10 protein-coding genes are annotated in these 15,069 nt (G+C 45.7%); 5 read left to right on the top strand and 5 right to left on the bottom strand.

Going from position 1 to position 15,069, the window contains the following annotated elements; translation table 11 throughout:
* Positions 1-129: 129 nt before the first annotated feature.
* Positions 130-423: a DUF6122 family protein gene (locus P2W83_RS04435; protein ID WP_276132485.1), complete on the bottom strand. Its 294-nt coding sequence runs from the start codon at positions 421-423 to the stop codon at positions 130-132.
* 172 nt (positions 424-595) lie between these two features.
* On the opposite strand from P2W83_RS04435, the gene P2W83_RS04430 reads away from it, so the two are divergent.
* Positions 596-1,042, top strand: coding sequence for an ArnT family glycosyltransferase (locus P2W83_RS04430; protein ID WP_276132484.1), 447 nt, complete (start codon positions 596-598; stop codon positions 1,040-1,042).
* A 227-nt stretch (positions 1,043-1,269) separates the two neighbouring features.
* Positions 1,270-2,040, top strand: coding sequence for a hypothetical protein (locus P2W83_RS04425; RefSeq protein ID WP_276132483.1), 771 nt, complete (start codon positions 1,270-1,272; stop codon positions 2,038-2,040).
* 23 nt (positions 2,041-2,063) lie between these two features.
* Here P2W83_RS04425 and P2W83_RS04420 read toward each other — a convergent pair whose 3' ends face one another.
* The 4 genes from P2W83_RS04420 to P2W83_RS04405 form a co-directional block, all read right to left on the bottom strand.
* Positions 2,064-2,726, bottom strand: coding sequence for a response regulator transcription factor (locus P2W83_RS04420; RefSeq protein ID WP_276132482.1), 663 nt, complete (start codon positions 2,724-2,726; stop codon positions 2,064-2,066).
* Positions 2,719-3,381 carry a sensor histidine kinase gene (locus P2W83_RS04415; protein ID WP_420831758.1) on the bottom strand — a complete coding sequence of 221 codons (663 nt, stop codon included), beginning with the start codon at positions 3,379-3,381 and terminating at the stop codon, positions 2,719-2,721. The genes P2W83_RS04420 and P2W83_RS04415 overlap by 8 nt, the downstream gene beginning before the upstream one ends.
* A gap of 106 nt (positions 3,382-3,487) precedes the next feature.
* Positions 3,488-4,105, bottom strand: a complete 618-nt coding sequence (locus tag P2W83_RS04410) for a hypothetical protein (RefSeq protein ID WP_276132480.1) — start codon at positions 4,103-4,105, stop codon at positions 3,488-3,490.
* Between the two features lie 41 nt (positions 4,106-4,146).
* Positions 4,147-4,653, bottom strand: coding sequence for a hypothetical protein (locus P2W83_RS04405; RefSeq protein WP_276132479.1), 507 nt, complete (start codon positions 4,651-4,653; stop codon positions 4,147-4,149).
* 442 nt (positions 4,654-5,095) lie between these two features.
* Between P2W83_RS04405 and P2W83_RS04400 the strand changes: the two genes are divergently transcribed.
* The 3 genes from P2W83_RS04400 (at position 5,096) to P2W83_RS04390 (ending at position 15,031) form a co-directional block, all read left to right on the top strand.
* On the top strand, positions 5,096-10,963 hold the full coding sequence (locus tag P2W83_RS04400) for a PKD domain-containing protein (protein ID WP_276132478.1): 5,868 nt from the start codon (positions 5,096-5,098) through the stop codon (positions 10,961-10,963).
* Positions 10,964-11,063: 100 nt separating this feature from the next.
* Positions 11,064-13,013 (top strand): PKD domain-containing protein, encoded by a 1,950-nt coding sequence (locus P2W83_RS04395; protein ID WP_276132477.1) that lies wholly within the window; start codon positions 11,064-11,066, stop codon positions 13,011-13,013.
* 71 nt (positions 13,014-13,084) lie between these two features.
* Entirely contained in the window at positions 13,085-15,031 is a 1,947-nt protein-coding gene (locus P2W83_RS04390; protein ID WP_276132476.1) for a PKD domain-containing protein, read from the top strand.
* Positions 15,032-15,069: the final 38 nt, after the last annotated feature.

The raw sequence follows: 15,069 nt of genomic DNA, 5'->3' as shown, positions 1-15,069 counted from the left end.
ATGAATAAGGCCGACCAGGTCATTTAAGATCCAAGTATTTTGCTACCACCATGAATAAACAAAAAAGGGGCTGCAGCAGTGCGACCCTTTTTTGTTTATTCAGTCTTCTGAATCGAGAGGCTGTTACTTCTATATAAAACAATCTAAATAGTCTAGCGCCATATGTATGATCAGGCCTGTTGCCACCAGCCTTGTTTTACGAGGCAGCAGCAGCAGCACATAAATGACAATGGCTACATAGGAATGCAGTGGGTGAAACCCTATACTACAGCGGTTTGGGTCATATATCGGATCAGCCAGCAAATGGTCTAAGTCGACAAGCATGGTGGCTGACAATATCAGCCAGGTGCGTAGCAGTCTGTCTCTAAAGAAGAGTAAACTGTATACAAGAGGTACTATAAAATGCAGCGCAATGTGGACCATGTGACCGAATAGAAAACTCAGCAGAAAATTCAGCTGAGAAATTAAAGGGCAAAAATAAAAAAATGCACAAGTCATGCTATCTAAATAGCCTCTGCGAGCCTCGCATGTGTATAATTTCTATTTGTGTTACGCTTACTGTGATCGTGAGTTTCGAAATATATTTGCATTAGCTATGCGGCACAACACAACCATATGGGTAGGTATATTTTTATATATAGTCTACCATTTCCTGTCTTTGTCCTATTCGCCCTTACCATGGTTCGATGAGGTTTCTTTTGCCAGCATGACCCAATCTTATCTTGTTGATGGAACCTTTATGGAAACCGTTAGAAGGTATAGTGTTCCACATCCCCGGCCGGAATACGGACCCATCTATTTTGTCTTACAGTCTTATATCATAAAGCTATTTGGTTTGAGCCTATACGTTTTCCGGATGAATAGCCTGCTTTTCGGTTTTCTTAATGTATTCCTGGTGTATAAGATCTGCCAAAAGTTTGAGCTTGGTAAAAGTGCGGCGGTGATGACCATCATCTTGCTCTTACTCAATCCCGCGCTGAATCAAGTATGCCCTCCGGCAGAATGGATATGCTCGCCATTTTCTTTCTTCTGTCATCGTTGATGACCGTGATGAAAATCAGTGATGGCACTACAAAGTCCTATTTATTTGCATTGCTGGCTGGGTTGTTATTAGGAAGTGCCATGCTAACCACGCCGCGCATTGTGTTTGCTCTGCCCATGTTTGTAGTTTGGTGTGCATATGCGCTCTTTTATTTACGAGCAAGACCTGCTGTGTTATTGCCTTATTTGCTCGTGCCTGTCATTTTTGCGGCCATGTATTTTTGCTGGATGCATATTGCTTTCGGAGGGCTGGAAGGTTATATAAGTTACTTCAAAAACTCCCACGAGTTAAACAGGCATATTGGCGCGACAAGCCAGCCATTGAATTATCAAATAGGCATCTCCATTTTCGAGCTGATAGTTGGCTCGTTCGCCTATTTTGGAAAGGCCGACGCGCGTCGTAGTGCTGTTTTTCCGCTCACAGCTATTGGGCTTATCTTTTTTCATATTATCGTAGCCGGATCGTATATCTATTATGCGTTTGCAATACCTCTTGCAGCCCTGGCTATTGGTTGGAGTTTCGGTCAGCTGAAGGACAAGGTTTATTTTCGCACAGCCATATATGTGGTATTGATCTTGTCTGCGGCCACATTTGCTTTAAAATCTGCGGTGGTGGTTGCAACCGTACCTCAGCGTAGCGAGGATTATTATTATGAAGCCTACGCCAAAAATATTCCTCGCGATGCGTCGGTAGCAGGAGATTTTACCTACTACTACATGGCAGTAAAAAACAATAATCCGTTCGAGATAATAATAGAGAACGGACCATACAAGGGGATCACGCAATACTTCCTGGCGAAAAAAGTGCAGTATATAGTGCTAGGGAAAAAGAACCCTGACATTGCAAAATTTGAGAAGTTGCTTTTAAATGAGCACTATCGCCTTGTGTCGACCGTTGAAAACAAGAAGAGGATACCTGTTCTATCAAACCTAATAGACTATTTGCCATGGTTTATCACTACTGACTACTCCTATACGGTGTACAAGTTAATTGAGTAGCCAATGATACTCAGTAATGCACGCTATAAGTCTTCGAAAGAAACGATGCCGGATTTAACAGCGAAGATTGCAAGACCCTGCCTTGTCTTTAAGTTTAGCTTATCGAATAACATATTGCGATAACCCTGCACCGTGCTTGTACTTACTCCCATCTTCTGGGCTATCTCTTTTAGCGTGAGTTCGGTTGGACAGTATTTTAAGAATTGTTGCTCACGTTCGGTGATCTTATATAGTGCTTCGTCATTATCACTGTTAAGCAATTGAAAAAAGTTGCTGGCCACGAGCTCAGAACTATAATAACCTCTGTCGTGAATTGCATTCAACGCTTTTTGCAATTCCTCGAGGTCACTGCTTTTTACAATGTACCCGCGGGCACCCAGCTTTAGCATTTTTATTACAGCAAACTCATCATCGAGCATCGAAAGAGCTAATACTTTCAATTTGGGCCATTTTTCTTTGATGTAGGCCATTGTTTCATATCCGTTCATATCTGGCATTTGTATGTCCAGTACGCATATTTCCGGAAATGGTTTTGTACCCTTCAACTGCTCAATAAGTTCTTTTCCGTTGCTGGCTTCAATAGTTACTCTAAAACCTGGGAAAGTGGCGATCATTTTGCTGATCGAATCTCTGACAACAGTATGGTCGTCAGCAATAGCTACGTGTATGGCGTGGGGATTATTCATAGGCTGGTATTGTCAAAATAAGACTCGCTCCTAAACGTTGGGTCGAAGTTAACTTCAAAGATCCATTCATTACTTCAGCCCGTTGCTGCATCGTTAGCAAGCCGATGCCTTTAGGGGCTTCGTCTGTATCCGCAAAACCAATACCATTATCCGTAATGGCCATTTTGAGATCGTGGTTGTCTTGTGATATGGCAATGGTCACTTGCGAGGCGTTGGCATGTTTTACAATGTTGGTAAGAGCTTCCTGTGCAATTCTGAAAACCATTAGTTCTTTATCCGGCGGCAGGTTGTCGATCTCACCATCGAAACTAGTTGTAAATTCTATTGCATGATACGAACTCAGATAATCTAACTCTTTTTTAATGGATTCTTCCAACCCGATTCTGTTTATATACCCGCTGTTTAACACATGACTAATATTGCGGAGGTCTTTCAGTGCATGCGATACCTGGTTTTTCGTTATTTCGATCAACTCGCGGGCGTCAAAATTCTGGCTATTTAAAACAGTGATAAGATTTGCATAAACGCTTGTCAAAACCTGTCCGATATTATCGTGGATCTCTTGTGATAAGTGATTTAATCCTTTCTCCTGTACTTCCAGTTTGGTTTTGAGCAGTTGCCGTTCATACTGAAATTCGATCTCCTGTTTTTCCAATTGCAGTTTGCGTTGCCTGTTCTTGCTGATGATGATAAAGGTGGTGACAAAGAACATGAACATCGGCAATAGGATAGAGCCAGCGATCAGTATCGGTATAATATATTTATCGTACACGCTTCAATTCTCGTTTTGGGAAGATCAGCAGAACTAATCCGATTCCAAAGTAAGTGATAATATTTACTATCAAAATCATTATGGAAATAAAATGCATCAGGAATATTTTCTTCATTCCAAGGATTGCATACAGTGCCCACACGGTATAGGTCATACTCCAAAAAAATACGAGTAATAAAATAAGCCAGAAATGCTCGTGCTTATAAATGTCCAGGCGCTCGTTAGCAAGAATTTTTTGAAAGGCGTACAACGCCATTGCCATGATCACCAGCCCTTCAAACAGCAGAAAATTAGAATTCAGAGTTTGAATGGGCTGGAGAAAAATGGTATTAAATGCGGCTACGACAATGCCTAATACACTTGTTATTAGTCCGACTTTTCGTTGTTTAAATACTGCGGTGTCAAAATATCTGCCGAGCATAAGTAATTGGATAGGGGCAAATATGTGATAGACGAACATATTTGTGTGGAACTTTTCTGCTGCAACGTATGCAGCTGATTCTGCCACAAACGTTAGGGCAAGTAAGAAGACAATCATTTTAGAGGCTTTATCTCTGCCCCTGAAATTCAACATGCTTCCAGATATCGCCAGCAAGATAACCGACATGTAAACAAAGAAAAGTATTGTTGTATCCATCAAGCTTTAGATCATTGCAACGTATTTTGTCCTGCGGTTCCCGTACCTGGACAGCTGTTAGGGCAAGGAATACTAAAATCCATTACCGCCCCCTGTGGTGAATAAATATAGTCATAATCGCTTCCAAATCCAGCGATGATCATAGTCATGGCGTTATAATCCATACCCGCATATTGATTAGCATTTCCTCCGCGCACGTAGCTTAACTTATGTGCAAGCATCAGTTTTACGTGTTTGATGTTGGTGTTTTGAAGATAATATCTCAGTGCGTCCGCATCTACGATAAAGGATTTTACCTCATTCGTTCTGTTTTGAATACTATTCAGGTAGCTGTTGAGCATAATGTTACCAGTGTCAATAGAAATAAAGGGTGAGTCCAGTCCCATAATGGCGTACTTGTGAAAATCCAGTTCCTTGGTCGGGGTTGCAATTGAAGTGTCCGGTGTTGAGTTCTTTTTGCTGCAGGCTACTACGACTGTCAGCAGTAAGGCGGCGAAGCCAATGATAATTTTTCTCATGTTTCTTTCGGTTATAATCAATTATTGAGCTGCGAAGCTAGTGGAGTAAATGCGGCCACAACAGACTCAAATGATGGGTGTTAGTTGTTACAAATGATGGGTTAGGCTGTTTACAAAAGAGATTATAAAATCAATCAATCGATTAGGGAAAAAAATATGGATACAGAAGAGCTTTGTTGTCTTCAGTAATCAGGAATTCAAATGTTGATATGAGGGATAAGAGAGGGTCTATAAACTCGAACACTATGGGGTACCCAACGTTGGAGTGCATCTGGCGAACTTTCAATAGTTACATCGCCATTTCGTCGTCTCTTTTGCAAACAACTTTCCTTCCTGTTCACGGGAATTATTTGCTGTTAAGTTCTATAACAATTAAAACATTAATAACACACGACCATAATGGCCGGATGCACCATTTTTTTTAAAACCTAAAATCATATCTATGCAGACACTTCTGAAATTCGGCATGTTGATGTGTATGGTCTTCCTTTGCGTACTGGCGCGGGGACAAACACCCATCACCATCACCGGTCCCGACACACTATGTAAAGGCAGCTCCGGCGCCTATGCTATTTCTCCAACCACGGGTTTTACCTACACGTGGTCGGTCACTTCACAGGGCAATATCCAGTCTCCAGGTAACAGCGGTGCCACCGTTGTTTGGAATGGAACCGGTCTTGCTACGCTTACCGTAAATGGCGTAAACGGAGGATCAACGCAGCAGGGGAACAAAACAGTATACATACTGCCCCCGCCCGAACCCCAAATGACGTGGAATGCACAAGTAGGGTGCCAGATCACCAACCCGCTTGGTGAAGGGCACGACTCTTCGGAAACAAGTATTGGAAACAGTACCTGCCTGAGGGTGTGCGAAAACAGCTATGTGACCTACTCAGTGCCTAACGGAGGCGCGACCAGTACTTTTGCATGGACAGTAGCAGGCGGCACCATCATTTCGGGTGGTACGTCCAGCAGCTGTGTAGTGCACTGGGGTGCTGCAGGTAATGGTTCTATTACTGTTACCGAAACAGACGCTTACGGTTGCTCTGGATCTAAAACAAAATGCATTGAGATCATTCCCGGGCCCACAGCTGATTTCAGCGTTAATCCCGGTTTGAGCGCATGTATTAACCAGCTCCTGTATTTTACAGACATCTCTTCTGTAGGTACAGGGTCTCCTATCGTTTCATGGTATTGGAGTTTTGGCGACGGTACTTATTCTGCCGTACAAAACCCTACCCATGCTTACACAAGTGGCGGTACCTACCCTGTAACATTGATTGTTAAAAACGAATGTAACTGTACCGACACCGTTACTTACGACATTGAAGTAAGTGATGTACAAGCCATTCCTATTCACTGCCCGATAGTGGTATGTGAAGGCGAAAAAGACAGGTATTGGGTAGATCTTACTCAGCTGTCCGATATGGGCATCAGCTGTCCCGGCCCATACATCTGGGATGCTTCGCCATATGGTACGGTAGTGTCTTCAGGTGTTACTGGTTCCGAGGCCTGGGTGGTCATTAAATGGAATAGCGCACCGATGCCTACCTCTCCCGATGGTTTCGGTTACGTGACCTTTGACGCCAGCACTTGTACGGGTACTTGTCCTGGCCTGGTGGTAGCTAAAGTGCCTATCATCGGTACAGAGACGCAGATCACTGGTCCATCAACCATTTGCGCCAACAAGCAATACCGCTACACACTTCCTCAGTGGCCTGCTACATTATTCACATGGACACTGTCTCCATCTACAGGTGCTACGCTGATACCTACCGACCAGCCTAACGAGTACATCGTACAGGCGAATTTTGGTGGTACGTATACGCTGAAGGCAACCTGGAAGAAAACAATGCCGATAGAATGCGGCAGCAGCGCAGAACTGGTGATCAATGTAGAACCACCTGTTATTGTATCAGGATTGAACAAGGCTTGCGAGAACTCTTCGCAGACTTATACTCTGTCTGGTACTTCAAATCCCGGCGACTGGACACTGAACGGTCCTGGTGGTTTCTTGCAGACAGGCACGGGTACCAGCACCTTCAATGCCAACTTCACGGTACCGGGTACTTATACCCTGACAGTGAGTGGCAGCTTCTGCTCGCCCGATCCGCTGATCATTAAAGTAGCGCCTACGCCTCCGGCTGTAGACAGCATTGATGGTCCGGACACTATTTGCCTGGGTACGCCGTATACGTTCACAGCATTTGATGCGGTGCCAGGTTCTAATTTCTATTGGGAATATGAAGACGGTACCGGTCCTGCCGTTGTTTTGCAGAATCCGGGTACTGCAAGCATTACCTTCACCGACCCCAATGGCCCATATAAAATAAGGGTATGGCGTAAGCTGAAAGACGCTCCGTATTGCGAATCCGCTAAGCTGGAGAAAGTATTGTATACACCGAAAGTGGTGGCCGATATCACTGGGCCTACTACTGTGTGTGCCAATACCACTGCCAACTACAATGCTGGCTACGCTTTGGGCGATACATATGTATGGAGCATAAATCCATCGGTAGATGGTAGTATTGCTACAGGTAATAACACGCCGAATGTTACGGTACAGTGGAACAAAGTAACTACTGCGCACTTCGTTGATCTGTATGTTAAGATCACTAAATGCGGTGTTACAGACGAGGACACACTGAAGGTATGGGTAACACCAACTGTCAATGTAACTATCACCGGCCCAACAACAGAATGCCGTGGCGTGCCGGTTACCTTTGGCTTTACACCGTCGGTTTCACCATATACCAGCATAACCTGGGATTTTGGTGATAACACCTCAATTGTCACCGGTACGACCGCGCCAACACATACGTACAATTCGTCGATCCAGGCCAACACTACTTATACAGTTTCCCTGGAGATCACTGATCCTAACGGATGTACGGTACCTGCCAAGGCCAACCATACCATAACGATAAAACCTGCGCCTGTAGCAAACATCACGCCAGTAGGGCCAATTAATGTTTGTCCTCCGGCTACACATACTACAACGTTGACTGCTACGATACAATCGGGTTTTGGTGGCCCTACTACAGGTATCAATTGGTATGAGGCATCAGCTCCAACTATATCGTTGAATACAACTACCAGTTACGCGCCTCCGGGCAACGGTACTTATTATGCCGTTGTGACCAATCCTAACGGATGTACAGCGCAAACTAACCAGGTAGTATTTGGTAGTGCCTGCCCGGGTTCTCCGTGCACTATTTCACCCAATCCTACGGTGTCTGCTTCCTGCAGCCTGAGCGATTGCGGTGAGGTAACGGTTACAGGTTCGCATACGGGTAGCCCTGTATCTGGGCCAGTGTGGACATATCCTCCACAGGTAACCAGCGTTTCAGGTACCAACCCTAAAGTGTTTACTTTCGATAAGGCAGGTTATTACGACTTCTCTTACAAGGTGACCTACATGGGTACCAGCGGCCTCTGCGAGCGCGAGGATAAATGCACTACTACCGTGCCGTTTATTGCAGATCTGAAATACAAACTCACCTGCGGAACGGGCAACTATAACCTGACACTGCTCGACAACTCGAACTATATAGTACCAATTACCAACTTCGCGTTTTACCTGTACACAGGCACCATAGGCACGCCTGCGCAGAGCGGTACCAGCACGCAGTACACTACTACGGTAACACCGGGAGTACTTTACAACGCGGCGCTGAAGATCAGCGCTCCGGGCTATCCTGATTGCTGGGCTTTTGTACCTATCCAGGTGCCAGCACTGCCGGTAGCGAATTTCGTGGCGTCACCTAATCCTGGTTGTGTGAATACCCCAATATCCTTTACGAACACTAGCACGCCATCAACATCGCCATCAGTTTTAACCAGTGATTGGAATTTCCTTGATGGAGCAAGTGTTATTATGGAACATGCAAAACGAGTATACAGTTCGACGCTCGGCGGTGGTTACAACGTTACGTTGACTGTTACAGATAAATATGGTTGTACTGATGTAGAGACGAAGAATGTGACGATAATGTCGAATGGTTTGGTGGGTGAGTTGGATATATCGCCTGTAAAGTTCTGCAAGGGAGATCCGTTCACCATTTCATACGACAATCAGGGAACCGCTTCTCCGATTACCTACACATGGAAAAAAGATGGCGTCATCTTGCCTGGATCTCCAACTACATCTGGTTCCTATTCACCTCTATACGATCCAGGAAGTTATTGGGTTGAAGTAGAAGGAAATTGGGGTTGTAAGGCTGCAACACCAGCAAAACCTGCAGACCATATCCACGTTCCTGATGCTATCATAGATGGCGAGAAGAACTACTGCAGTGGCGAAATGGTGGTGCTGAACGGCGATGGAGGTCCTGGCGTGACCGACTACAAATGGTACCGCAATGGCAGCCTCATCGCCTCGGGCAACGTACCTATACTGAATGACTATGTAGCTGCGGTGGGTACCTATATCTACAAGCTGGAGATCAGCGTCACAGATGGTGGCGTTACCTGCACCAATACGAGTGCCAATTTCCCGGTTACCATCAGTATGCCGGCTTTGCCTCCGGGCCTTAGCTTTACCATCAACGACTGTGCTACTTACGAGGTAGAGATAACCGCTACCAGCAGCACAACAGGTACCTATACCTGGAGCAATGGTATGAGCGGCAACCCGATCACGGTGTACGAGGGCGGCCCATATAAAGTGTTCTTCCAGGCCGATAACGGTTGCGAAGCCAGCGCCGAGATCGACGTGCCCAAAGACCCTGAAGTGTACCTATGGGTATTCCCTACAGGCTGCAAGGCGCTATGTGCGGAATTCTTCCCCTTCACCCTGTATGGTCCAATCATACCGTTTAACAGGTGGGAGTGGAAAGAACATAGCGGCACCGCTTCCTGGTTGGTAGGAACGGGTTTGGTGAGTCCCTACCAGGTAACAGGCCCCGGCCAGTACACGCTGACGCTGGATAACGGCTACTGCAGCGACGAGTCGGGCGTGCTCGATCTCACAATGATCAAAGATTGCTGCGACGATGTGCAGCTGGATGTAATGAATGTGCAGCAGGTTGACGACAATGGCAAATGCCGTTACGACCTCGATGTGCAGATCAACAACCCCGGCCCGCACGATATGGATGTATGGTTGTCTTCATCGTGGGGTACGTTCAAATACGGTCCTCCGCCCTATACGGGCAGCATGAACGTTCCTGCGGGTTCGCAAAACTTCCAGGTCGAGTTCCATCCTAACCCCGGTTTCCCCGGCGGCCCTACCTGGATAAAGATAGTGAGCCAGCAAATGACCGACGATGGCCAGATAGTTTGGTGTAAGGATTCTATAGAGGTAGACTTCCCGCCATGTGCTGGTCCTTGCGAGGTGGAAATGTCGCTGGATAATGTATGGATCGAAGATCCGTGCCAGATCAAAGTACGCCTGTACATGAACAACATGAGCGGTGTAACCGTTAACGGCACCTTCACTACTCCTTACGGTACATTGTCGCCTGCTACTACCAGCATCGGCCCAGGTGGCGGCTACTACACGTTCAACTTCACTCCGTACCCGGCCTATGTAGGCGGTGGCTGGAGCACCATCAAGTTTACTACCAGCTATATGGGTACAGACGGACAAGTGCATTATTGCGACCAGGATATCAGTGTTGAATTCCCTGAACAGTGCATAACAGTGTACGAGCCATGTGGTTTTGGCCTGTTCATCGAATACTTCCAGGGCCCTAACGAGCCATGTAACTACAATGCGTACCTCGCAGTACACAATCCGTTCCCGGGCACCAAACCGGTAACGATCACCAGCAATGTGGGCACGTTCTCGCCGTCTACTTACAATGTGCCTTCGGGCATGTGGAACTGGTTAAGTCCTACGCCGGTATTTACGCCTAACCCCGGCTTCTCGGGTGGCATGGCCTGGATCATACTCAGCTCTTACTACATCAACAGCGACGGCGATACGGTGCATTGTGCCGATAGCTTCCATGTGAACCTGCCGGGCTGTGGTGGTATCATAATAGGTGGCAAGCATAGCTACGCCGGCGATGGCGACCAGTCATTGAAAGACCAGAGTCCGGATATGTTTGGACAACTGCTGCTGATGCCGAACCCATCGAAAGGTGTTACTACTTTAAAGTATCACTACACGGGCGATGACGCCAACCACGAGCGCAATATAGATGTCTATGATGTTATGGGCAGACTGATAGAGCGTGTATACGTGAAGGGCGACACAGGTGTGCATATACTGCGCCTCGACAACCAGCCTCCGGGCGTATATACCGTCATGATGAAAGAAGACGGAAAGACGATACAGCACCAAAAACTGGTAATAGCTAAATAGATGCAATGTATAAACCATGGCGGGCGAAGGCCCGCTATGGTTTATTATTTTGAATTGGATATTGAAACGTATTATTGAAGAATAAACTTAAACACCGCTTATGAAAAGAACATTAACGCCAGCACTAGTCTTTGTCTTTTTGATCTGTAACCTATCACTAGTTAGCGCTCAAAGCTGGCAATGGGGAAAGAGAGGAGGAGGAAATGCAACTGGAACTAATCAAACACCAGAAGACAATGTGATGGATATGGCGACCGATAGAAATGGAAATGTGTATATATTGTCAATTGTTGAAACCTTAGGCAACGAAGACATCGATGGACAATTCGTAAATGGTTTTGGTACAAAAGACGTTTTGCTTTCAAGTTTTAACTGTAATGGCGTCTTACGTTGGAAAAAAATATTTGGTGGCCCAAGTAGCGAAGTTCTTAGTGGCTTTAATCATTCTGTAAGAACTGATACAACAGGGCATGTGTATGTCGTCGGTGATATTTATCCAAGCGGCGGCACAAGCGGTTTTGATACAGATACCATACTGCCTGCTGGCTACAAAAAGAATCGCTACCTGGTACAGTATGACACAAGTGGAAATTTCAACTGGCTGCGGATGCCCCAGCCCGATACAATGTCCGGGGGCACGAGTAATCGCTATAGGTCAGTGGATCTTGATGTGGATAATGCGGGGAATGTGTATTGGTTGTGTATCATGGACAAATGTCAAATTGCGGGAACATCACAAAGCATTCCGAGCCAAGGTCCTTATGTTTTAAAGTATGATGTTAATGGCAGCTTTTTGGGTTATACGACATTACAGATGCAGGCAGGCGGGCTATTGCAATCAAATTTTAAATGCCGCCTGGAGAGAGATAATTCCAATGGCCGTTTTTACTTAGCCGGTCAATACGAATCTGGTCAGCTAATCATAAGTACGCAGATTGTCAATTCCTGCTATGTAGGTGCGTTTGATGCTGCAGGAAATCTTCTTTGGAAGAAAGAAAATTCTTTGCTTTCAAATGGATTTTCTGGCAGGCCGCAAATAGATGCGCAAGGCAATATTTACCTATTAGGTCAATCGCGTGGCGGAGACAATTTTAATGGAACTGCCATCAACAATCCTCTGGGGTTAGGTGCTTTCCCCTTTATTGTAAAACTGGATGCAAACGGCAACAATATCTGGTTGAAAAGTTCAGCGACCGATGCTGCGACCTTTTGTGGTGGGATAGCCCTAAAGAACAATAACGAAGTTGCTATCTCTGGATCATACCCCCGTCGCCTTTATTGGGTAGGAATGGACTCTTTAGAGAATCCTACTAATACGGGCTACGATATTTTTGTGGCGCGGTTTAATGCACAAACGGGTGCTATGCTTCGATTGGACTCTTTGGATAGTCCGACAGGATACGATGATCACTCTTCTGCCCTGGTGGCAGATAGCAAGGGTAACTATTACATCGGTGGAAGCTTTGCAGCGCAGCTTACTGTCAATTCTAACGTTCTCAACAACTCTGGCGGTCCTACAGATTTCTTCATTGCCAAATACGGCAGTGCCAACTGTACCTGTACTGCACCGGTATCAAGCTATACCTTCAATGCACCTGCCAATAGTGCAATAGCAGCATTTACCTACAATGGCACCTCGCCATACGATAGCCTGCGCTGGGATTTTGGTGATGGTGGTACCAGCACCAGTGCTACGCCTACGCATACTTATGCCAGCACCGGCACTTACAATGTATGCGTAACCGTATACAACCCCTGTGGTTCAGACACTAAATGCCAGACTGTTAGTGTGACTGTTGGCATAGACGAAGTACAGGTGTTGGATGAGATCACTATTTATCCAAACCCTGTAAGTAACAAGCTAACCATAAACGGTGCAGCCGGCGCAACAGCAGAACTGTACAACGTAATGGGTAGCAAAGTATACTCCGGCAAGCTGTCAGTCGATAACGCAGAGATCAGCACAGCGTCATTGCCAGCCGGCAGCTATATACTGCAACTCACCACAGCAGACGGCCACCGCAAAACAATAAAACTGGCAAAAGAATAAAAGCAGCATACACAACAAAAGCGGCAAACCACATTGTCGCTTTTGCTGTCTTAAAAAACTATAAACCGCTTATGAAAAGAACATTAACGCCGCTATTATTCATGTTAGCCTGCGTATTACTATTTGCAGATATTTCAACTGCGCAAAGCTGGCAGTGGGGAAAGAGAGGCGGAGGAAATGCAACTGGACTCAACGTAAATCCTGAGGATAATGTAATTGACATGTCGACGGACAAAAATGGGAACGTATATGTGCTTTCTGTTGTAGAAACGAGTGGCTCAGAAGATGTCAACGGTCAGTCTTTTGCCGGTTTTGGTGCAAAAGATATGTTGCTTTCCAGCTTTAATTGTAATGGTTCGTTCCGATGGAAAAAAGTCATTGGAGGTCCAAGTGGCGATGTGTTAGCGACTCAACGATTTGGCGTTAAAACAGACTCGTTAGGCCATGTCTACGTTGCTGGATATGTTTTCTCGAGTACAGGAACAAAAGGTTTTGATACCGATACGGTGCTGCCATCAGGGTATGCAAAGACGATGTTCTTAGTACAATATGATACCTCGGGTGCCTACAACTGGCTGCGCATGCCTCAGCCGGATACTATGCAGTCGATATATAGCAACAGGTATGGCACAATCGATATGGAAGTAGACAACGCTGGGAATGTATATTGGTTGTGCATTATGAATCCATGCTCTTTGGCTGGCAGCACTCTCACAATACCGACTCAGGGAATTTACATACTGAAATATAGTGCGTCTGGTAATTTATCGTCCGTGACGCCTGTAGAAATGCAGGCAACTTATCAATCTCAATTTCGAGGTTCTTTGACACGAGATAAAAACAATGGACGTTTCTACCTGGCTGGTCAATATACATCAGGAACGTTGACGGTCGGAGGCCAACCCATAACAAAGCAAGGGTATATCAGTGCATTTGATAATTTGGGCAATTTCCTTTGGAAGCGGGAAAATACTATCGGTGGAGGTTTTACGAGCCGTATCGCTATTGATGGACAAAGCAATTTGTATGTTTCTGGCAATTCGGCAAATGGCGATAATTTCAATGGCACAGTTCTAAATAATCCATTTGGTGGCCACGGATTACCTTTTGTAGTTAAGATAGATCCCGCCGGTAATAATGTCTGGTTGAAAAATTTTTATACCAATGGAGCGACGTTCGCTGGCGGACTTGCTTTGCGCGGCAGTAATGAAGTCGCTATTAATGGATCTTATCCTGGTAAATTGGTACTGCCCGGTGTAGACTCACTCAATCACATTTTAAACCAGAGCTATGATGTGTTCCTTGCCAGGTTTAACACACAAACTGGTGTTCTTATTGGATTAGATTCTATTGCAAGTCCTTTTGGCTACCGTGAAATAGCTAGCAGTATGACGAGTGATACTAAGGGTAACCTGTATGTAGGTGGCCTATTCGAGGCTCAGGTAACAATAGCATCAACGATGCTCAACAACTCCGGCGGCCCTACCGACTTCTTCATAGCCAAATACGGCAGTGCCAACTGTACTTGTACTACACCGGTATCAAGCTACACCTTCAATGCGCCAGCGAATAGTGCAATAGCAGCCTTCACCTACAACGGCACATCGCCTTACGATAGCCTGCGCTGGGATTTTGGTGATGGTGGAACCAGTACCAGTGCTACACCTACACATACTTATGCCAGCACCGGCACTTACAATGTATGCGTAACCGTATACAACGCCTGCGGCTCAGACACCAAGTGCCAGACTGTGAGTGTAACAGTAGGCATAGACGAAGTGCAGGTGTTGGATGAGATCACTATCTATCCAAACCCTGTAAGCAACAAGCTAACTATAAACGGCGCAGCAGGAGCAACAGCAGAACTGTACAATGTAATGGGCAGCAAAGTGTACACCGGCAAGCTGTCAGTTGATAACGCAGAGATCAGCACAGCATCCTTGCCAGCCGGCAGCTACATACTGCAGCTAACCACAGCAGATGGCCACCGCAAAACAATAAAACTGGCTAAAGAATAACACAACGTAACACAACAAAAGCGGCAGCTATGGTTTGC

The organism is Polluticoccus soli (genome assembly GCF_029269745.1).
In the GTDB taxonomy this organism is placed as follows: domain Bacteria; phylum Bacteroidota; class Bacteroidia; order Chitinophagales; family Chitinophagaceae; genus Polluticoccus; species Polluticoccus soli.
Note: the sequence above shows the minus strand (reverse complement) of the source record. Positions and strands in the feature narration are given on the sequence as shown.